We start from the raw sequence: 21,254 nt of genomic DNA on the forward strand, positions 1-21,254 counted from the left end.
ATATCAGCGGCGGCTATCGGTTGTGCTTCCGCTGGTCCCTATAAATAAGAGAGGCTGCCGCAAGCCGCGGCGAGATGCCGCAGCACGCCTTAAAAGAAGGCGGCCCCGGCAAAGCAGGCCGCGCCCCCTGCCACCGTCAGAAGTGCTCGGCGCCACAGGCTCGCGCGTCCGATCAATGCGTAGGACAAGAACGACAGACCCGTCCCGATCATGGCAAAGGCCAACACCGCGCCACCCGTGTCGGACCCCAGGCGCAGCAGCGCGGGATTGGCGATCATCGACAGCGGAATGATGTAAAGCCCCAGCCCCAGCGCCATCGCCGTCAGCGCGACCTTCAGCCAGTTCTCGCCGATCATTCCTGCCGCGATGAACACGGCGCCGCAGACTGGCGGCGTGATGGTCGACAGCAGAGCAAACCAGAAGACGAAAAGATGCGCCTGCAGCGGCTCGAGCCCCAGTTGGGTCAACGCGGGGCCCGCGACCGACACGCAGATCACGTAGGCGGCCGTCGTCGGCACCTCCATGCCCAGCAGAAGGCACGCAAGCGCCGTCAGCAAGAGGGCGGGCCACAGCGCGCCGCCCGATCCCGACAAGATGACGGAGGTGATCTTGATCCCGAGGCCCGTGATGCCCAGCACACCGATGATGATCGACGCGCATATGATGATCGCGGCGATCATCGCGACCTGCTGGCCGATGGCGATCATTGCGGTGCCTGACCGGGCGATGCCTTGCCCGACATTCATGCGGAGCGTTGCGTCAAAGAAAAGCGCCGCACCGCCCGTGATAATCGCCAGCACGGCCGCATATTGCGGCGTAAACCCTAGGGCAAACATTGCCACCAGAAGGACTGTGAAAGGAACGAGAAAAAAGGCGGATGTGATCAGCACCATGCGCCGGTTTGGCCGCTCGTTTTCGGGGACGGATTGGAGGTCGAACCGCTGTGCATAGGCGTTGATGCCCATCCAGACAGTCAGAAAATACAGGATCGCGGGTGGCAAGGCGGCCAGCATGATCTGCGTGTAGGGTACGCCCGTCAGCTCGACCATGACAAAGGCGCCAGCGCCCATCAGCGGCGGCATGATCTGCCCGCCTGACGAGGCGACAGCCTCGACCGCCGCCGCCAGCCGCTTGGGGTAGCCCAGCTTGGTCATCGCGGGAAGGGTGATCGCGCCGGTCGAGGCCACATTGGCCGAGGCCGAGCCCGAGATTGATCCGAACAGCGCCGATGACAGCACCGATACCTTGGCCGCGCCGCCGGTCAGGCGCCCGGCAGCGGCGGAGGCCACGTTCATGAAGCCCTGTCCCGCTTCGCCCGCGTTCAGCACCGCACCGAAGATCACGAAAATCGCGACGACGCCCACCGACACGCCCGTAAGGCTGCCCCACAGCCCGCCCTCGGCGATGACAAGCGTGCCGAGAAAGCTGGCCAGGGGCGTGCCCGCATGCCCGAATTCGCCCGGGATATGCTGTCCGTAAAGCCCGTAGAGCAGCGCGCAAAGCGCCACGAGGGGCAGGGGCCAGCCGATCATGCGCCGCGCGCCCTCCATCGCGATGCCCAAAAGGGCAAGCGCGAGCGCCACCTGAAACCCGTTTTCCAGAAACCCGTATTGATCGCGCAGCATCGTGTGGTTGAACGCGATCCAGAGGCAGCCGAGGACGCCGACTCCCGTCAGGCCCAGTCCCGACCACCAGCTCACCCGCGACTTGGCCGCGTATAGAAAGACCCAAGGCAGGATCAGGGCCATATGCAGCGGCCGCGCCACAAGGTTCGGCACCAATCCGTAAAAGATCAGGCCGATATGGAACACCATCGAGAGCGCGCCAAGCGCGATCCAGAGGCCGGAAAATATGGGGTTAGGGGCCATCGTCGAAGATGTCTCGCCGCGGCTTGGATACCGTGGCGAGACCGGTTTCTTACATGTGTTCGTCCGCCAGCGGCGCGCCGATCTCCTCGTAATAGCGGATCGCGCCCGGGTGGATCCTGGTGGTGATGTTGCTCAACATGTCCGCCGAAACGCCCGCCCACCAGGCCGCGTCCTGCGCCATCTTCTCGCGCGTCTCCCAGTAGATCTTGGTCAGCGTATACGCCGTCTCGTCATCCATTTTGGTGGTGGAATAGGCGACCACGGGCAGCGACGTTGTCGTGATATCCTCGTCCTGTCCCGTATAGGTGCCCGCCGGGATCGTCAGGCGCGTGCGCTTTGACATTCCAATCTGCTCGTCCGTCAGGGACAGCACGTTGACCGGTGTCGAGGCCGCCGCCTCGATCACGTTGGGCGCCGGAAAGCTGCCCGCCGTGACAAAGCCGTCGATCTGGCCGTTCTTGAGTGCGTTGACCGCGTTCGACAGCTCGGAATCGGCGATGTTCACCTTGCCCTCTAGGCCGAAGAGGCCCAGATATTTCTCGCCCTCGGTGGCCCCGAAAGAGCCGCTGCCCAGAAGGATCGTCTTGCCCTCCATATCAGCAAAACTGGTCGCACCGCTTGCCTCGGACATGACGAAATGCATCGTCAGGGAAGGGATGGGAAAGAGCGCCCGAATGTCGTCGAAAGCCGGATCGCCCTTGCCCTCGAACATCGCCTTTCCGCCTTGCGCCAGCCCAACCAATGCAGGTGGTGTGGTAAAGACGTAATCGGCGCCGCGGGCGCGCACTTCCATCACGTTCTGGACCGAGCCTTGGCTTTCCTCGACCGTCACTGCGATATCGCCATCCGTGCCGGCCTTCATGGCCTCGGCGATCTGAACCGCCATCTGGAAATAGGATGATCCGGCCTTGGCCGATTTATACGTAATGCGCGTCTCGGCCGAGGCGGCCGCGGTCATCAACAGGGCGGCTGCCGCCGCAGTCCCTACGGTTTTCATGAATGTCATCGTTTTCTCGCTCCCTTATGTCGCGGGCGAGACTTGACCTTTGTCATACGAAAAGCAAGCGGCGCAAATTGGTTTTTCCCGGGGTATACCCGGATTTGACGCAGGACCGTAACGGCTTGACTGCTGCTTAACAGGGCAAGTCCAAGGCACGGGAATATGACGGAAGAAAAGTGGCAGCCCGTAGGGGAAAAATTATACACAACATATAGATGCCAACCCCTAAAACATTGAGTTTTTTCTGGATTGTGACTCCACGAATCAACATCTAGGTGTATAAAAAAGCGTATAAAAGTTTAAAAGGGTATCGAACCCCGGCGATTCCGGGTGTATCGGACCAGTCGTTACACGCTTTGGAGTCACCATGAAGCAGCACGTCTTGCGCCAGACCGATATTGAATCCGCGATCAAGAATTTCACCAAAAAGTGCAGCATGTCTGATGGGGCGGGCCTGATACTCCTAATCAACAGCGCAACGTCGCAATCGTGGGTTTACCGCTACAAGGTCGGCGGTCTGGAAAAACGCCTTGGGCTGGGTTCCTATCCTCATGTCAACCTGTCTCAGGCCCGCAAGCTGGCCCAGCGCGAGCGTGGTAAGAGGGCGGAGGGGCTGGACCCTGCGCGCGAGAAAGTCATGCGCAAGCGCCGTGGCGTTACATTTGAGGAAGCGGCGCGCGAGTATTGGCAGACCCATTGTCAGAGTATGGCCAAGCCGTCGAATTGGATTGCTGGCATGGAAAAGCATATGTTTCCGCGCGTCGGGACGCGGGTTGTTGCGGACGTGTTGCCGGAGCACCTGATAACCGCGTTCAAGCCGATATGGGGGCGGGAAATGTCCCGCAAGCTGGCCCAGTGGGTGAACGCCGTAATCGTTTTCGTTTCGGTCGATGATCCTCGCGTTGACACGCAATTGATGGACAAGGTTAAGAACCGCCTCGGGCCGCAGAAGATCGAATATGAACACCATGCGGCGGTTCCTTGGCAGAAGGTGCCGGACCTTTGGCAAGCGTTGCCGGATACGCTGGTGGGTAACAGTATGAAGTTGCTTTTGCTGTCTGCGGTGCGGGTCAATTGTGTTTCACAGGCGCGTTGGGATGAATTCGACTTCAAGGAAAAGGTCTGGACGATACCGGCGGGCCGGGTGAAGGGGTGGAAGGTGCCGTTTAGGGTGCCGCTGACGCGGCCCATGATCGAAGTATTGCGCCGCTCGCGCAGGTTTGCCGTGCAGACGGATTTTGTGTTCGAGTCGCCGGACTCCAAGTCTTTGCACCTATCGAACAACGCGCATCGGCTCTGGCTGCACAAGCATAAATGGACGGATGCGGACGGCAACCTTGCGACGGCGCACGGGCTGCGGTCCAGCTTCAAGGATTGGTCTGACGATGCGGGGCAGGTCGATATGATGCTATCGGAGCATTGCTTGCAGCACGTGAAGGCCAAGGGCGATCAGACCGCGCGGGCGTATTTCAGGACGGACCAGCTAGAGCGGCGGCGCGAGGTCATGGAAGCATGGTCGGAATATGCTGTGAGTGGCGAGGTCCAGTCTCGCAAGAATGAAGAGGAAAGAAAAAGGTTGGACGAAACTGTCGACGTCGACGGGCGGACATTGCGCGAGGTTCTGAAATGGTCGCACGATCCTGACGAGCCGTTGCATGATGACTCTAACATGACCGCCGAAGAGGCGGCGGAGTGGGCGCGATACGACTAAACAGGTTCTGCGTCTGACGCTGGCCTGCGTCTCGCCGAGACACCAATTTCACAAACTCTAGCCTCGCCGAACTGGCGGGGCTTTTTCTTTCCTGCGCCCCGGTTTCAGGATAGGTCAGCCTTGCTGACCTTGACCCGCTCGACCCGGATTCGAGACAGCGCGGCTTGTCACTGCTATAAATGCGAAATCAGGACGACAAGCGCCGAGTGATGCAAAAGTATCACACTCCAACCGACAGAAAAAACCGTTTTGTCGAGCGATTCGCCAGACCCCTGAATTTGTGATATAAGTTTTGTCAAGAGGCAAAATGCCCTCGCGACAAGAAAATATCGAATATTGGGGAAGATCAATTGTTTATCAGTCAACGGAACTACGCAGACGCGGCCCCGTGCTGCATCGAAACAGCGGGGCGGCGTCTAAAGGGCGTCCCATATCATGACGGCCCGAACGGGGCGCGACTCTACCACCTTTCGGCGGCGCTGCCGACCCTCAGGCCCCGCGAGATCGCGGCGGGGGCGGTTGTGCGTATGGCAGAGTCCGCGACCGTTCCCGATGACGTCCTTTACGTTGGTGACGCGCTGGAAACGGCACGGCGCTACGTCGAATGGCTGGACCCCGAGGCGCGGCGTCGCCTCGCCATGATCCAAAATCGTTTTGTCGTCTCGCTGGCGAATAGCCCCGTTTGTGCGCCGCCCGTGGTGGAAAATCTCGAGTCTTTGCGAACGCTCATCGCCGTTCAGCCCGGTGTGATGGCGCACGTTCTGACGGGCGCGTCAGCGCCTGAGGTGGGCCAATTGGCCCCGGCGTTCGCAATCGTAAACAACACATTCAATATGAGGAGTGCCGCATAATGGCCGAAGACCACAAGAGCTTTATGAATATCATCAACAACAGCCCTTCCTGCGCCGAACGCTGGGCGGGCCTCACTGAAAAGGCAATCGCCGACGCACGGGCACATGGCGTGACGCTTGAGCCGGACGATTGCCTGAACATCCGTGAAATTAGGCTTGCGGCCATGGGGGCCGAACTAGATTCAGAGGCATACCAGAACGAACTGTTGAACCTCCCGCAGCTTTCGATGGCCGCACGCAAGAAGGCGATTCAGGAGGGAGATTCAGACATCCGAGCCGCCGCCCTTTCCGATCTGAATCGGTGGCGGGAAAATGAGCATTTCAGTCACCGGACGGCTCACGCCGCCCGCCGCCTTAGTGAGGCCCGTGAGCTTGGAATCGCTACTCCCGCCCCGGCGCAGGATGAACTGTCCCGAAATGACCGGCTTGAGATGCTGAAGGAAGTAAAGGACCCCGCCGAAAGGTTGGCCCTCGCCAGAAAGTGGAATCTGATCAAATGAGCAAGGTAAACCGCATCGCCGCCACCATCCGCCAATGGCCCTATGCCATCGAAAAAGGCACCTATCATCTTTTGTTTGAGCGCCGTGTCGATCTTCACGAAACGGCGGATGGCCCGCCGATCTACACCGGCGAAGGGTACGTTTTCGGCCCCACGGGCGACGTGTTGACCGCTGAACAGTATCAGGACGTTTGCGACCTTTTGAACGCGCCAGTGATCGACGGGCCGGGGGTAGAAGAGCGCGCCGCGCAGCGACGCCAGAAGGCTATCTATGGTCGCGTCCTGACGCCGGAGGATCGTCGCCGCAACGCTGTCCGCGCTAGAGCTACGGAGGGCAGTAAGTATGTATGAACATGACCATGAATCCCTGTTCGATGGCTCAAATTCGGTCAGCTTTTTCGACAGGGCGCATGAGAACCCGTCGAAGGAAGAAAAGAAGCGCCGCCGAGACAGACGCGCCCGCGTCCAGCGGGCACTAGATCGCCGCGAAGGGTGGACGCCCGCGATGCACGAGGAAGAGCAGGCCCGACTCCGGGCCGAGGTAGAACAGCTATTGGAGGCCCGCAAAGATGCAGCATGAATCCTCATTCGATCCTCGCAAGTATCTTGTCGCGAGAGAGCGCCTGCTTAGGCGAGCGGCCCTCTGGCACGCAGCCAGACTCGCCTGCGAGTCTGAATCTCAGTGGCGAGCAGCGTGGCCCGCCATCGGTCGCGCGGTCGCGGCCCAGCTTGAGCTTGAGGGGCTGGGCTAACGAAATTGGGGGCACCGCTAAGGCGGGGTTATCGTGGAAAGTAACCGGCCCCCAATCCCCCGGCGGCGCGAATGTCGCCGGGGACCAATCAAGAAACAATCTGACCAATGGAGAATGAGATGGCAGAAATTATCGAAATGCACCCCGAGTCTGCGCTGGTGGAAGAGCTGGCGGCGGTCCTTCGAAATGTGGTGACAAGGTTGCCCCGCTTTCGGATCACGGGGGTATCCATCCCCTTCGCATGGGCGGCGGCGCATATGGACGACGACACACACCTCGCTCGCCGCGTCTTGCTTTCGGCAGGTTTCACACCGGACGATGCGGACAACTGGCGCTGGCGGCGCGGGGGGAGATCAATTTTTGAGATCATCGATTCGGACGCCTTGGGCGACACGCTTGTGGACATCATCGACGTGCATCGCCCAATTCAGCTTGAAGCTTAGAAGCCCAGCGACATGCCCAAAAATGCACCCCCTAAATTCAGCTTGAAGCGCGGAAAAGTGTGTCAAAACAGTAATTTAGAGTCTGGACTCGTGGCGAGTTTTGATTATTTTGGACCCTGCCAAGATGGCGCACACAATTAACGAGGAGACAGAAAGATGGACACGAAGAACGAGGGCAAAGTTATCCAGATGGCACATGCCCTCGCCGATAAGTCGCTGGAACCGGCGAGCGCGGTGCAGCGTATCGAGATGTTGGAAATCATCGAGAAGCTGGCGGCGCATCTGGTGACGGAGTCGCGGCTGGTGAACGCGGCGATTTAAAGAAATGGTGCGGCCCCGTCAGGGGCTACGCCACCTCACATAGCCCCCACTTATTGTCCGTTTCAGTGGAAGGCGTCGATGCCCTCGCAGCAAGCTGCGCAGCGGTGCATCTAGTAAACGGTCCAGAAAGCAAAAATGAAAAATGCAACTTTTTAACTAATGGCGAGTCCGTAGGCGGGCGTCGCCGCGTACGGAGATATAAAAATGGCAGTGGCAATCAGAAAGGAAGTGGACAACACACTTCCTTGGAACAACGAACAGGCAGACGCAGACGGCACTTTTATCGTCTGGAACAGCGCTGACGTCCGAGGGCCGCAGCGCGCAGAATTTGACGCCCTTATGGAACGCCCGGTTTCGGTCACGCTGGGCAATCAATATGTGAAGCCCTTCCCTAACGGCAAGCGATCTACCGCACCCGGCGCATGGGTCGCGATTGAAGGAAAGTGGCGCGATCTTGCGGAAGGTGCCGCCCCCCTCAAGAAAAACAACCGCGAAGGCTGGGGCCTCACGAAACATTGGCGGGCAGACCGCAAGGACGGCATGGGCTACGTGCTGGGCGTGTCCGCCAACGGATCCCGCGAAAAGCTTGCCATGCGCGGAATGGCAGCGATTGGGCTGGACCTTGACGAAGGGGCGGACATTGACGCTGTCGCGGACGCCGTAGAGGCCACGGGCTGGGCCTGTTTTCTTTACACCTCTTACAATCACCTGAAGACGACGATTGACGTAGGATACAGCGCCATTCACAGCGTGGCGAAGGGCGAGACATTCACCGACGAAATGGTGCGCGACCACCTGCGACAGAAGCGCCCCGCACTGGGCGAGGCGTTTATCAGCAAGGTCACGATCCGAGACGAAAAGTTGGACATTGGCGGCGGGTTTGTCGTGCGGTGCGATTGCCCGCCCATCCACAAGATGCGCTTGATTTTCCCGCTTTCCGAGGCCGTGAACATCGCGGAACTGGATGACGATCCCGCCAAGGGGCCGGACGTCTGGAAGGGAAAGGTGAAGGGGCTGGCTGCGAAGCTGGGCGTGCATCACGACAGCGCCTGCGAAGACCCCTCGCGCCTCTTTTACACCGCCCGTCACCGACCCGAGGATGAAGACTTTGAATGCATCGTATTCCGGGGCGCGCCGCTGGCATGGGAAGACGTTCCGACCGGCGCAGGTGACCCGTGGTCACAGGCCGGAGGGTCAGAGCGAAACACTGTCCCCGAAGGCGTCATGTTCGGCGACGTGTCCGTTACCGATCTTTACCGCCGTTATGGGATGCGCTGGAACATCGCGGATATTCTGGAACAGACCGACGCCCACATTGACTGGGCAGGCAGCGGCAAGAGCCACGTCGATTGCCCGTTTCGCGAACTGAATCATACCGACAAGGGCAAGGACAGCGCGACTATCGCCGTCAACGCAGGCGACTCGACGCAGGGATATGCGGTGATCAGTTGTCAGCATGAAAGCTGCAAGACGTCGAATCCGCATATCGTCCACTATCTCGCTCAGCTTTTGGAAGACGGCGCGTTGACGCTGGGAATGCTGGAAGACCCGCGCGATATGGAACCTGTCCCCGATGAAGGTGAAGGCCCCTTCAAGCGGCTGACGCCGCTGGAGGCAACCGGAACTGCCGAGGCCTTGGCCTATTTCCGAGAGCGTGGAATCGACGCGGACGCAGAGACGGTCATTCGCCAGATTGTCGACATGGGCGGGGAAGACCCGTTCGCCCGTGAGCGTGTTGAAGAGGCCCGCGAGACGGTCAAGCGTCAGCTTGAAGGCTGGAACGCGGACAAAAGCGCGGACCCGGTCGCAGAAGCTCGCCGGGATGTATCCGGGAAGCCGACCTCAGAAGATTATAGATCGCCCGATCTTCTGGCGGAATTGCATGATCCAGACTGGATCACGGAAAGCGGATTCATGGTCTCGCCGGACAAGTGTCCAAAGGTTTTCGAGCGATACGACATCCCGCTGGACGCCAAGCTTGTCGAAGAGATGGGCCGTAAGGAAGTGAAGCGCCAGATTGCCGAGTCCATGATGGACCGCTTTGCGTGGGTCGTGGTGGACGGACAGGCCAGGGTGGCAATGTCTCAGGGTCCCGGAAGGCCGGTGAAGCTTTGGAAGGACACGACGCTTGATAAGCTCTATCGCAACCGATGGGTAGGCTACGCGGGTCAGAAGGGTGCGGTGCACCATATCAAGCCGCATGAAGTTTTCGCAGGGGCGCGTGAGCGTCCGACCTATCTTGACACATGCTTTGAGCCGAACCCGGCGAAGGTTCCGCCCCATGCCTACAACCTTTGGACAGGCTTCGCGGTAGAGCCGCGCGCGGGCGATTGGTCAAAGATGCGCTGGCACATCGAGCACGTTCTTTGTTCCGGGGATGAAGAGCATTTTAATTACGTGATGACCTTCCTTGCGTCGATTTTTGCCCGCCCCGGAGTGAAGATTCCGGCATCGCTGGCTCTTACCGGCGAACAGGGCACCGGCAAGAGCAAGGTCTTTGATTGGGTCCGGCAGGCGATTGGGTCAGCCGCTCTTAAGGTGAGCGCCGGACGCCACCTTACCGGCAACTTCAACGCGCATCTAGACGGCAAGATTTTCCTGACCTGCGAAGAGGCATTCTGGGCCGGAGACAAGGCCGCTGAGGGTCCGCTTAAGGATATCATCTCTTCAGACACGCTCCAAATTGAAGGCAAGTTTGAAAACCTGCTGGAGCGCCCGAACTACGTGAACACGGTATTCATTTCTAACAATGATTGGATGGTGCCGACCGATGGCGAAGACGCCCGCCGCTTCCTTGTCCTGCGCGTCTCAAATGAGAAGAAACAGGACGGCAAGTATTTCGGCGCGATTGATGACGAGATGGAAAACGGGGGGCTTGCAGCGATGGTCTATGACCTTATGCACTGGGACCCGTCTGTAATCGGCGGCTGGGATGGGCTGCGGAATCCGCCAAGGACGGACGTCCTGCGTGAGCAGGCTGGGCTGAGCCTTGAAGGTCCGGCAGCGATCTTGATGGACATTATCAGCGATGGGGCGGTTACGGGCCGGATGAAGGATGGCACCACGTTCCACTATCCGTTGCGCGATGATCAGGAAACGATTGTCGCTGATCCTCATTTGAAGGTCCTTCTGAATCCGCAGGGCGGGCGCGGCAATATCGCGAAGGCGGCGAACAAAGCCATTTCCGACCTTCTGGGCGCTGACGCGCCTAGTGGCGACTTGAAGGACAACGTGACGTATCAGACCAGCTCGACGGATAACACGCCAGTAGCCACAAATGACCGGGTCCGCTATGTCACCTTCCCGCCGCTGAATAAGTTGGCGGATGTGCTGAGGCGATATGGGCGGTGAATTGGAAAGTTGGAAGTTGGAAGGGACCGCGTTAGCGGTCCTTTTCTTTTGACCCGACGTTGACATGATCCTGACCCGACACTGACCCGACACGCCCGACATAGTCGGGTCAGGCTAAGTTACTGAAATTACGTCATTATTCGGGATTTGACCCGACTGACCCGACTGACCCGACTACTCGGGCAAATCCCCGCTCAGATTGGATAGCGGGGGCGTGCACTGTCCCGGTATCCTGTATCTTTCTCATTTCTTCTAAATATAAGAAAGTGTCGGGTCAGTCGGGTCAAGATGCCTAATCGTCAATAAAATAAGGGGTAAAACCTGACCCGACATAGTCGGGTCAGTGTCGGGTCAAGTCGGGTCAGAACTACCCGCGCTTACTGGCGGGCGGTCCTGCCCGAAAAATCCGGAATTACTTGTAAAAAAGTAGGGGAAACTGGCCTTGCAGGTACGCCGCCAGCAATGCGGCGGCTAGGGCCGAAGTTAAAGCAATTATCCATGACAGGGCGTTGGCTGCCAGTCTGCCTTTCGCCTTCGGCACAAGATAGATTTCGACATGAGGTAGAAACCGTCGATGGAGCCAGTTGACCCCATAAACAATAAGAATAACGCCAATCATCAACGCAGCACGGTCGCTCAAGGTATTCAAACTTGGGAGGAAAACAATCGCCCCAAACACTAATAACTGATTGATGCCAAATCCGATCTTTTTGAAATTAGTTGCATAGGTTCTTTCAAGGGATTGAATATGCCGTTTCAGCTTTTCCAGTATTCCAAGCGCCAAAGCCTCGTCTACACTTTGAACCATCACCACGTTAACTTGTGGACCGAACTCGACTTCAGCTACCCGATTAATCCCATTGGATTCGGGCTGTTGAACATATAACTTAATCTTGCTCGCACGATCAGAACCAAAATTCGCAGTCTTGAAATCACCCAGCAGGCGCGTTTGCTCGGTTCCGGTTGCCACTGTAACAATGACCTCGGATTTGGTGAAGTCGGCCTGCATTTCATCGGCCAGCGCTAGAAGCTTATCCCGATCCATTGACACAGCGCCAAACTCGTGTCGCGCTGTGTGTATCTGTTCCGGATACCTTGCCGCACCTGTCTCGACGGGGGCAGGTACATCATGAGGAAACAAGGCCAACGTCCCTCTCGCACCAATATCAGTTTCCCACTCTCCTTCTAATTCCCCTTTTGGATTTAGTCGGGCAATTGCAGATAAATTCCCAAGTCTTGGGTCGCCGGTTTCGGACTGGCCTGCAATCTTAAGCTTGGTGCCGTCATATGCCCCACTTACGTTGTAAACCGCAAAGCCAAAATTTGGATCATTTAAATGGAGCTTTCCAGTCAGCGCATCGTCGCTACCAGAGAGCTTTACAAACAAATTGCCAGTATTTGTTCCATATGCCCGTCCTGCCCAAAGGTGCCCTAGTGCCATATCACCTCCAATTACTTATTTACTAACTTCTAATGCTGCAGAGGGACGTGGCGGCTCAAGCTGCATCGCAATTTTTGCAAGGCGGCGGCAGTCCTTCGCCGCCTGCGTATCCCAGCACTTTACCCAATCACCCTCAGCCGCGATGACCAGAACCTTTGGCCCGTCGCGACCTACAGTCACTTCTTGCCCCTTATAAAAAACTGCGCCGGTTTTAATCATCGTCCGTATCCTCTTCTGCATCGCGCAGACCGTCAGCGATATCCCGCATGATCGCCGCCAACTCCGCATCCGCTTTCGCTTCCCGCGCCGCTTCTGCGTCCTCACGTTCGGCGCGTTCTTCTTCGACCTTTTGCATCTCTGCCAATTGTTCGCCGACCGTCTCAATCGCTTTGCGCATCTGGACTATCTCAGCGCGGTCTTCGGCACGTTCTGCCGCGTCGGTCCCCCGCCACCGCTCTTCAATTTCAAGAGCGATCATGAAGAGCAGGGAAAGAACGGAAATCAAGGCGGCGACGTACGCCATACGCCGTGAAAACCGCGCTTCTGCCTTCGCCACCTCAGCCGCTTCGCGCTGTTCCTCGTAGAAGGCGCGTTGTTCTACTAATAGTGCCTCTTGCACATCTATGCTGCGCGCCAGTAGATCACCGATGTTGACACTTAAATCTAAGTCGATCCCCTTAAAGGCAGACGCATTCGCCGCCGTTAAACGCTCAGCGGCGGCTTGGAATTCTTTACCAAATGTTAGGTCAGCCCCCAGCCCGTCTAAGTCGATCCCCTTAAAGACAGACGTGTTCGCCGCCGTTAAACGCTCAGCGGCAGCTTGGAATTCTTTACTAAATGTCAGGTCAGTCTTCAGCCTGTCGAAGTCGAAATTGTGGAATGGATATCCGTCCACCGCCCTGCGCAACGACTCCGCTATCTCGCGGTGTTTTTCAAAAATTCTGCCGGCTGCATTCTGATAGGGACTTAGAGCATCCGCCACCGACTTGCCTACAAGCGCCTGCCTATCGGCAACGGCCTTGAACGCTTCCATCTCGGGAAAGGCCACACGCATAGCGGTTTCGGCACCGTCTAGCCCATATGCCGCGCGCATAGCTTGCGTTTCGTTCAGGCGAGATAGAGCGGTTGCAATCTGAGATGCAGCGCCGCCCGTTTGTCTGTTCTTTTTCGTCATGCGTCTACCGTAAATTGTATCACTGTGGAGTCTTAGCACAATTTGTTGAGGCTTGGCATAGGGAACAGGAAATAGGCGTTTTAGGGGCCGCCGATCTGCCGCACCGCAACGCCTCACGAAGTGTTACCGAATGTTACAATAATGTGAATCTCTGTGACATACTAAAAGACTCAGGAATTATTCCGGCGCACCACCTCGCCCCGGATCGCCGCTGACGCGGCCCGCGAGACCACCACCCCCAGCGAACTACTGTCCTATTTAAGTATACTCAAAAGAGACGCCGGAAATGCCCCGGAATCCGTCCGATTAGACTTGCGGAATCACTTATCGGACACTACCTATTTATGAGACACTCAAATAGGACAGGAGGGCGACATGGGCGAACTTATTGGATATGCGCGGGTATCATCGAAGGGCCAGAACATTGGCCCCCAGATCGACGCCCTGACGGGCGCAGGCGTCGCGCCAGAACATCTCTACCAAGACAAGGCCAGCGGCACGAAACGCACCGGACGCCCAGCCCTAGAGGATATGCTGAGCCGTGGAATCCGCAAGGGTGATACCCTTGTCGTGACCCGCTTGGACAGGCTGGCTAGGTCCACCCGAGACCTACACAACATCGCTCATAGCCTTGAAAAGAAGGGCGTTGCGCTGCGCGTATTGGAACAGGACATAGACACGACCACGTCAGCGGGTCGCCTGTTCTTCACTATGCTGAGCGCTATAAGCACCTTTGAAACGGAAATGCGCGCTGAGCGTCAGCGGGAAGGCATCGACGCAGCACTAGCCAAGGGTGACGACAGCCCGTTCAAGGGACGTCCTGCGACGATAGACGCTGACGCGATCAAGGCCGCACGGGACGCGGGCGAGACGCCAAGCGCTATCGCCAAGCGCATGGGCATCGCCCGGTCATCGGTCTATCGCCACCTAGCCTCAGAGACGTCCTGAGACGTCCACCACAGCCCCGGTACGGACAGACCCGCTGACGCGGACCACAACCGCCTCAGAGACGCCCCGAGACGCCCATATGAGCGACATGGAAAGCCCGCGTTAGCGGGCATGTATGATCCTAACAGCCTTCCGGAATAGCCCTGTCAGCACCTACCAAATCCCCGATTTTCCGGATCACCATGGGCTGGCAGGGATAACGTCACATTGGCTGAGATGCTGAGTTGATGGGTTTGGAGGTGTCCCCGCGTTAGCGGGCAATAAAAACCCTTTGTTTACAATGTCTTGCAGGGGACCCAAGACGGGGATACTGTGACATAAATGCAACGGCGCAGGTGCTGTCAGCACCTATGCAACCAACTTAAACACTTTCGATGCATTCTGACCCGTTCCCGCCGGTTTTGTTGCAAAAATAGGGGGCCCGCCCAGAAATGGGTGACCCCATCGCGGAATCGCAAACCGCCAATTTTAGATTCAATTTTCGACTGGAATTAAGTTGCACACCGCCGCCCGCACCCGTGACCCGTTTTGGCGGATTCGTAGGTCGTGACCGCCACCTATGCTAGAATAGGGGCATCTCCAGAGCAGCGGGTTCCTTCATTCCCCGCGCACTGGCGGGGGTTTCGACGGCGCGTCTGCCATCGGCCCGAGAAGCCCCCGCCGCCCTTTTTCCTAGCAGACAGGACACGACCACATGACAGACACACACGAACTACGTTTGAAGATCGACGCCGCCCCGGCGAAGCGCGGCGCATCCGAATTCACTGCCGCCATTGAATCCGTGAAGCGGGCCGTCCGCGACTTGGAGCGCGACAGTACAGGGGCATTTACCACCCTTCGGAAGGGGCTACAGGCCACGCAAGCGCCCGCTGGCAAGCCCGCGCAGGCCGTCGCCATGACGTCGATCAGCACCGCCGCACGGCAGGCCGAAACGCAGGTCAACACCCTTCAACGGCAGTTGAACAAGACCGGGAACACCGCTGGGCTATCTCGGGTCGACTCCGCCTATGCATCGTTCCGCAAGGAAATGCAGGCGGGCATCTCGACCGCAGAACAGTTGCGGGTTGCCAAGGACCGTCTCGCCCAGTCGATGCACGAGGTCCGCGAAGAGGCGAAAGGCGCGAACGAGGTTCAGCGTCTGCGCACACAGTATCAGCGCACACAAGCCGCCCTCGATCCGCTGACCACAGGGACACATGCCTATCGCCGTGCCGTCCTCGCCGCCGAACAGGCGCACCGGGCCGGGGCCATTTCAACAACGCAGATGAATAGAACCTTGGCGCAGGCCAAGGAAGCCTATTTGGGCGCAGGTGCCGCCGCCGATAACTACGCGGCCCAGCAAGCCCGCCAGTTTGGCACACGCGCAGGCTGGGGCATGGGTATGCAGAAAGGCGGCGTTCGCCAGCTAGGGCTACAGCTTAACCAGATCGGACAGGTAGCGGGTATGGCTACCAGCATGGAACAGGCACTGAAATCCGCATCGTATCAGGCGGCGGACATCGGCCTTGTTTTCGGCGGTATGGGTATCGCTATCGGCGCGGTCGCGGGCGTAGTCCTGCCTCTTTTGATCGACCGACTTTATGACGTCATCCCGCCCACAAAGACTTTGAAAGACGCTCTTTCGGACCTCGACTCCGCCATCGACAAGGCCCGGTCATCGGCGGCGAAAACGTCCGACTTCGACGCCCTGAAAGACGCGTACGGGCGCGTCACTACTGAGGTGGAACGTCTGGTAGACGTCCAGAACCGTCTCGCCCAGATCGACGCCGCCAAGGCGCTGCGCGAGGCCCGAGACGCCCTCTTTGATGAAAGCGGCGGCGTCGGGTGGCTGGACAGCTTGGCAGGCTACGCAGACAACGCCGGGGGGCGCGCCCGTCGCCTGCGCGACGAACTGAATTTGACCATGCAAGAGGCAACCGCCCTCGAGTCTATGTTCACCGAGTCCAAGGGCCTCACAAATGCCGACGCCCTTGCGGACTCCTATGCAGCCATGCGCCGCCACATCATCGACGCCGCCGGGGGCATGCAGAACCTTACAAAGGATCAAATTGCCGTTGTTCAATCACTGACGCAAAGCGAAGACGCCGCCCGCCGTTTTGCCGCGACAACGCAACAGGGCGGGGATGCGACGCAGCGCAGCGCCGACTCCGCGTCGTCATTGTCCTTCACAATCGGCACGGCAGCGGATGAGGCGGGGCGTCTCCTCGCAAATTTGAACAGCGTCCCCGGCGCATTGTCGATTATGGGCAAGAGCGTAGGGGAACAGATTTCAAGTTTGCAGGCCCAGAACAAGAGCCTTGGGCTACAGATCGAAGGCGGGCTATCCAGCGCAGCCGCTAGCCGTCGCGTTCAGCTCGACGACATGATCGCCAAGGGAATCGAGCGCGGGCAACCGCTGGGCGTGGAACAGATCGCGCCGCGCCTTGCCGAGATCGACGCGCTAGACGCCGCCGCTAAAAAACAAGAGGCCCTGCGCAAGCGTCTACAGAAAGCCAATGCCCCCGCAAAAAAGGCGGGCGGCGGTTCCCGCTCAGCGTCCATTTCCGAAGAGGCCAAGGCGCGGGACCGTCTAAACGACTCCATTCAAAATCAGCTTTCTTCCCTCCAGCAAGAAGCGACAGCGCAGGCCCTACTGACGTCTAACCGCTACCAGTCAACAGAAGCCGCTCGCCTAGCCGCTGAGGCCATGGCCCAGAACGCCGGGCAGATCGACGCCACCACCGAGTCCATCCTGCGCCAGATCGACGCCCAAGCGCAGGCAAATGAGCAAATTCGCAATGCACCCGCGCCGCTGACGCAGGTGGCGGCGAATTCCCTTCAACAGGGGCTTAAGCAGGGGCTTAGTGCTGCGCTGCAAGGGGATACCCAAAATTTCGCGGCGCAACTGAGCCAGACGGTCCGGGCGTCTATCGCCGATGCGCTGGCGACTAAGATCGTGGATAGTCTCGGCATAGATCAACTTTTCAATCTCGGGGCCGCGTCAGCGGCAACGCAGATGCAGACCGCCATCGCCACCGGGGGCAGCATCGCGGCGAGCCAGATCAGCGCAGCAATGACAGGCGCAGCGGCGACAAGCGCCGCGTCCGGGGCCGCGTCTAGCGGCGGGGGCGGGCTTTTCGGCTGGGTAGGTTCCTTGTTCGGCGGCGCTAGCGTCCCTACGGCTGCGGAAGGAATGGGGCCGGGTGCGCCTGCCGTATCGCGCGCCATGGTCAGCCCGTCTATCTTCCAAGGCGCGCCCCAATATGCAGAAGGGACGGCTAACACCTCAGGAATCCCCGCCATCCTCCACGATAACGAGGCGGTAGTGCCGCTGTCCCGAGGCCGCAAAATTCCGGTCGATTTGAGCGGCGCAGAAGGTGGCGGCGATAGCCGGTCCGTTATCTTGAACGGCGGAGTCAACGTGACCGTCGCCGAGCGCGAGAAAGGCGAGGGCGACGCCCAATTTGCCCAGCGCATCGGCGAGGCGATGCAGGATCAGCTAGAAGCACTAATCGACAGTAAAATTTTCAGCGCTGCACGATACGGCGGCGCGCTGAACCCACGGGGAGGCCGCTGATATGAGCCGACTAGGCATCTATGCAGAGATGATCGAAGAGAAACGCAAGGCGGCGGGGCTAACGCCCGCCGGGTTCCGAGAGGATGGGACGGATTCAGCGGCGTCCGAGAAAGAGGAAATGCTGAGGAAGCTTTACGAAAGGACGGATGCGCACCTGCCGTCTGGCATTGGGGGGCAATCCGCCCGCTGACGCAAGCGATGATTAGTCCGCGCTAGCACACCGCCCCAAGCGCGCAAGGGAATCTGAACGCCCCCAAAATATCCAAGGCGGATAATAAAGGGTATAACAAATTCGGGCTGGGGCGAATTTGTATTTATTTTCAATGGCTTAAAGGGATAAGTGGCAGCCCGTAGGGGAATCGAACCCCTCTTTCCAGGTTGAAAACCTGGCGTCCTAACCGATAGACGAACGGGCCACGCGCTGTGTGAGGCGGTTCCTAAGGCAAAAGAGCGGGGGTGCGCAAGGGGGATTTGCATCAAATCGCCCTCCCGCGCGGAATTATTTTCGCAGCGCACGGACAGACCCGCACCGTCACGCGCGGGCGGCATCCTCTAGACGCAGCTGCGCGGATTGGCGCCCCTGCCAGACGTTCAGCTCCAGCCGTCCGGCCAGATGAAACCGCGCGCCGCCATGCTGCTCAATCGCGGCGCCCAGAGGCCCGTCGAACGCGCCGAACGCGATCGCATCCAGCTGCGGCCCGGTTCCGTCGCCGAAGCGGATCTTGAGGTGCCGCTCGCCCACGCGCTTGGCAAAGGTGATCTGCATTTGCGCAAAGACATGGCGCGGCGCGGCGGATCCGGCGCCGAACGGGCCTGCCGCTTCGATCTGCGTGATCAGCTCGGGCGTCGCGGCGCCCGGCATCAGCATCCCGTCCAGCACCAGATCCGCGGCGCCGCCGGTGCCAGCGCCTTGCTTGGCCAAGAGCTCGGACAGGCGCTCCATCGCGGGCTCCAACTGGTCGCGCATCACGGTGAGGCCCGCGGCCATCTTGTGCCCGCCGCCCTTGACGAGCAGGCCCTCGCTCGCCAGCCGCTGGATCGCGGCGCCCAGATCGACGCCCGCAACCGAGCGGCCTGACCCTTTGCCGATCTCGCCGTCGAAGCCGATCACGATCGAGGGGCGGCCCGCTGCCTCTTTGAGCCGGCTCGCCACGATGCCGACGACGCCGGGATGCCATCCCTCGCTCGCCGCCCAGACCAGCGGCGCATCGAGGCCGCGCGCCTCGGCCTGTGCCATCGCGGCGGCCTGCACGCCGGCTTCGATCTCGCGCCGTTCGGAGTTCAGCTGGTCGAGCCGCTCGGCCATGGCCTGCGCCTCGTGCGGTACGTTGCAGGCCAAGAGGCGCGCGCCCAAGTCGGCGCGCCCGACACGCCCCCCCGCATTGACGCGCGGCCCCAGAAGAAAGCCGAGGTGGTAGGCGCTGGGCGCGGCGTCCATCCGCGCGACATCGGCCAGCGCCACAATGCCGGGCCGCTCGCGCCGGGCCATTACGCGCAAGCCCTGCCGCACGAAGGCGCGGTTGACCTCGATCAGCGGCGCGACATCGGCCACCGTGGCCAGCGCGACAAGGTCCAGCATCGCCATCAGGTCAGGGCCCTTTTGCCCCGCCTCGCGCAATTGCCGCCCCGCCTCGACCAGCATCAGAAAGACGACGGCTGCAGCGCAAAGATGCGCCAGATCGCCGCTCTCGTCCTGGCGGTTGGGGTTCACGACCGCCAGCGCCTCGGGCAATGTCTCGCCGCCCAGGTGATGGTCCAGGATGATGACATCGGCGCCCTTGGCGGCAGCGACTGGCCCATGGCTCAGCGTGCCGCAATCCACGCAGACGATCAGGTCATGCGCGGCAGCCAGCCCAGCCATGGCCTCGTCATTCGGACCATAGCCTTCGTCGATTCGATCCGGGACATAGAGCGTCGCGTCGCGCCCCATCTGCCGCAGCCAGTCGACCAGAAGCGCCGCACTGGTGCCGCCGTCCACATCGTAATCGGCAAAGATCGCGATGCGCTCCCGTCGCTCCACGGCGGCCAGAAACCGGCGCGCCGCCACCTCCATATCCTTGAGGCTGCGCGGATCGGGCAATAACTCGCGCAAAGACGGCGCCAGATAGGTCTCGGCCTCGTCAGGCGCCACGCCGCGCCGCGCCAGCGCCATGGCCACCGCGCGGGGAAGGCCGGCGCCTTGCATGATGGCCTCGGCGGCGCGGTCCTGCAGCGCAGTGGGGCCGATCCACCGCCGCCCGCTCAGCGACGCCTCGACATCCAGAAAGGCGGTCATGCTGCGCCCCCTTTCATTGTTCCAAAATACTCATACCCGGCAGGCAAGGCACGCAGGTGGTGGGGCAGGGCGAGTCAGTTGACCGGGTTGCGATAGATCATGCGCCGGACGGACCCGGTTTTGGAGCGCATCAGCACCGTTTCCGTCTCGACATAGCCGGGGCGGCGCTTGACGCCCTTTACCAGCGAGCCGTCGGTGACGCCCGTGGCCGCAAAGATCACATCGCCTGTCACCATGTCGTCGCGCGCATAGATGCGATTGAGATCGGTGATGCCGGCCTTGGCCGCGCGGCCCCGCTCGTCATCGTTGCGGAACAGCAGCCGGCCCCAGATCTGGCCGCCCATGCATTTGAGAGCCGAGGCCGCCAGAACGCCCTCGGGTGCGCCGCCCGAGCCCATATACATGTCGACGCCCGTCGCCTCGGCATCCGCGCAATGGATGACGCCCGCGACGTCCCCATCGGTGATGAGGAAGACGGCGGCGCCGGTGCTGCGCACTTCGTCGATCATTTCCTGGTGGCGCGGACGCTCGAGAATGCAGACGGTGATTTCAGACGCCTTGCAACCGCGCGCCTTGGCCAGCGCCTCGACCCGCTCGCGCGGGGTCATGTCCAGCGAGACGACGTCCTTTGCATAGCCCGGCCCGATGGCCAGCTTGTCCATATAGACGTCGGGCGCGTGCAAGAGCGTGCCGCGCGGCGCCATCGAGATCACGGTCAGCGCGTTCGGCATCGCCTTGGCGGTCAGTGTCGTGCCTTCCAGCGGATCGAGCGCGATATCCACGCCGGGGCCATCGCCGCTGCCCACTTCCTCGCCGATGAAAAGCATCGGCGCCTCGTCGCGCTCGCCCTCGCCGATCACGACGACGCCCTTGATAGCCAGCTTGTTGAGCTGCTCGCGCATGGCATTGACGGCCTGCTGGTCGGCAGCCTTTTCATCGCCGCGCCCGATCATGCCCGCACAGGCGAGTGCCGCGGCCTCGGACACGCGGGCAAGCCCGAGCGACAGCATGCGGTCGTTGAAATCGGCGGTGTCGGTCATGGCAATATCCTTTGCGGCTTATGG

At 60.1% G+C, this 21,254-nt stretch carries 18 protein-coding genes and 1 tRNA gene; 11 read left to right on the top strand and 8 right to left on the bottom strand.

The genetic code is table 11. The annotated features are described in order from the left end of the window. Positions 1–89: 89 nt before the first annotated feature. Positions 90–1,868 (bottom strand): TRAP transporter permease, encoded by a 1,779-nt coding sequence (locus BW975_RS05075; RefSeq protein WP_076531542.1) that lies wholly within the window; start codon positions 1,866–1,868, stop codon positions 90–92. A 49-nt stretch (positions 1,869–1,917) separates the two neighbouring features. After that, positions 1,918–2,874, bottom strand: a complete 957-nt coding sequence (locus tag BW975_RS05080; protein ID WP_076531544.1) for a TAXI family TRAP transporter solute-binding subunit — start codon at positions 2,872–2,874, stop codon at positions 1,918–1,920. Positions 2,875–3,235: 361 nt separating this feature from the next. On the opposite strand from BW975_RS05080, the gene BW975_RS05085 reads away from it, so the two are divergent. The 8 genes from BW975_RS05085 (at position 3,236) to BW975_RS05115 (ending at position 10,796) form a co-directional block, all read left to right on the top strand. After that, a complete protein-coding gene (locus BW975_RS05085) occupies positions 3,236–4,579 on the top strand; it encodes a tyrosine-type recombinase/integrase (protein WP_076531546.1) in 1,344 nt (447 codons plus the stop codon). Positions 4,580–5,106: 527 nt separating this feature from the next. After that, entirely contained in the window at positions 5,107–5,430 is a 324-nt protein-coding gene (locus tag BW975_RS05090; RefSeq protein WP_076531548.1) for a hypothetical protein, read from the top strand. Beyond that, on the top strand, positions 5,430–5,930 hold the full coding sequence (locus tag BW975_RS05095; protein ID WP_076531550.1) for a hypothetical protein: 501 nt from the start codon (positions 5,430–5,432) through the stop codon (positions 5,928–5,930). The genes BW975_RS05090 and BW975_RS05095 overlap by 1 nt, the downstream gene beginning before the upstream one ends. After that, a complete protein-coding gene (locus BW975_RS05100; protein ID WP_076531552.1) occupies positions 5,927–6,280 on the top strand; it encodes a hypothetical protein in 354 nt (117 codons plus the stop codon). The genes BW975_RS05095 and BW975_RS05100 overlap by 4 nt, the downstream gene beginning before the upstream one ends. After that, positions 6,273–6,509 (top strand): hypothetical protein, encoded by a 237-nt coding sequence (locus tag BW975_RS05105; RefSeq protein WP_076531554.1) that lies wholly within the window; start codon positions 6,273–6,275, stop codon positions 6,507–6,509. The genes BW975_RS05100 and BW975_RS05105 overlap by 8 nt, the downstream gene beginning before the upstream one ends. A 291-nt stretch (positions 6,510–6,800) precedes the next feature. Then, on the top strand, positions 6,801–7,124 hold the full coding sequence (locus BW975_RS05110) for a hypothetical protein (protein WP_139194223.1): 324 nt from the start codon (positions 6,801–6,803) through the stop codon (positions 7,122–7,124). Positions 7,125–7,280: 156 nt separating this feature from the next. Then, positions 7,281–7,445 (top strand): hypothetical protein, encoded by a 165-nt coding sequence (locus tag BW975_RS18025; RefSeq protein WP_170846544.1) that lies wholly within the window; start codon positions 7,281–7,283, stop codon positions 7,443–7,445. A 204-nt stretch (positions 7,446–7,649) separates the two neighbouring features. Continuing rightward, positions 7,650–10,796 carry a primase-helicase family protein gene (locus BW975_RS05115; protein ID WP_076531558.1) on the top strand — a complete coding sequence of 1,049 codons (3,147 nt, stop codon included), beginning with the start codon at positions 7,650–7,652 and terminating at the stop codon, positions 10,794–10,796. A 412-nt stretch (positions 10,797–11,208) separates the two neighbouring features. Here the strand turns inward: BW975_RS05115 and BW975_RS17875 are convergent, their stop codons facing one another. From BW975_RS17875 to BW975_RS05125, 3 genes are read right to left on the bottom strand one after another with little or no spacing between them, the layout of a single operon-like run. Next, the gene (locus tag BW975_RS17875; RefSeq protein WP_139194222.1) at positions 11,209–12,237 is read right to left on the bottom strand and encodes a hypothetical protein; all 1,029 of its coding nucleotides are present in this window, start codon (positions 12,235–12,237) and stop codon (positions 11,209–11,211) included. A 15-nt stretch (positions 12,238–12,252) separates the two neighbouring features. Further along, a complete protein-coding gene (locus BW975_RS17880; RefSeq protein WP_139194221.1) occupies positions 12,253–12,456 on the bottom strand; it encodes a hypothetical protein in 204 nt (67 codons plus the stop codon). Continuing rightward, positions 12,449–13,411 (bottom strand): hypothetical protein, encoded by a 963-nt coding sequence (locus BW975_RS05125; protein WP_139194220.1) that lies wholly within the window; start codon positions 13,409–13,411, stop codon positions 12,449–12,451. Before BW975_RS05125 ends, BW975_RS17880 begins: the two co-directional genes overlap by 8 nt. Positions 13,412–13,786: 375 nt before the next feature. Here BW975_RS05125 and BW975_RS05130 point away from each other — a divergent pair, with 375 nt between their 5' ends. From BW975_RS05130 to BW975_RS05140, 3 genes are all read left to right on the top strand, one after another. Next, positions 13,787–14,359, top strand: coding sequence for a recombinase family protein (locus BW975_RS05130; RefSeq protein ID WP_076531564.1), 573 nt, complete (start codon positions 13,787–13,789; stop codon positions 14,357–14,359). A gap of 694 nt (positions 14,360–15,053) precedes the next feature. Further along, a complete protein-coding gene (locus BW975_RS05135) occupies positions 15,054–17,915 on the top strand; it encodes a hypothetical protein (RefSeq protein WP_076531566.1) in 2,862 nt (953 codons plus the stop codon). 1 nt (position 17,916) lies between these two features. Next, on the top strand, positions 17,917–18,105 hold the full coding sequence (locus BW975_RS05140) for a hypothetical protein (protein ID WP_076531568.1): 189 nt from the start codon (positions 17,917–17,919) through the stop codon (positions 18,103–18,105). Between the two features lie 151 nt (positions 18,106–18,256). Here the strand turns inward: BW975_RS05140 and BW975_RS05145 are convergent. From BW975_RS05145 to glpX, 3 genes are all read right to left on the bottom strand, one after another. Then, positions 18,257–18,331 (bottom strand) — tRNA-Glu (locus BW975_RS05145). 116 nt (positions 18,332–18,447) lie between these two features. After that, positions 18,448–20,190 (bottom strand): single-stranded-DNA-specific exonuclease RecJ, encoded by a 1,743-nt coding sequence (recJ, locus tag BW975_RS05150; protein ID WP_076531570.1) that lies wholly within the window; start codon positions 20,188–20,190, stop codon positions 18,448–18,450. 74 nt (positions 20,191–20,264) lie between these two features. Beyond that, positions 20,265–21,230, bottom strand: coding sequence for a class II fructose-bisphosphatase (gene glpX / locus BW975_RS05155; RefSeq protein ID WP_076531572.1), 966 nt, complete (start codon positions 21,228–21,230; stop codon positions 20,265–20,267). Positions 21,231–21,254: the final 24 nt, after the last annotated feature.

It is taken from the genome of Roseovarius nanhaiticus, assembly GCF_900156535.1.
GTDB classification, from domain to species: domain Bacteria; phylum Pseudomonadota; class Alphaproteobacteria; order Rhodobacterales; family Rhodobacteraceae; genus Roseovarius; species Roseovarius nanhaiticus.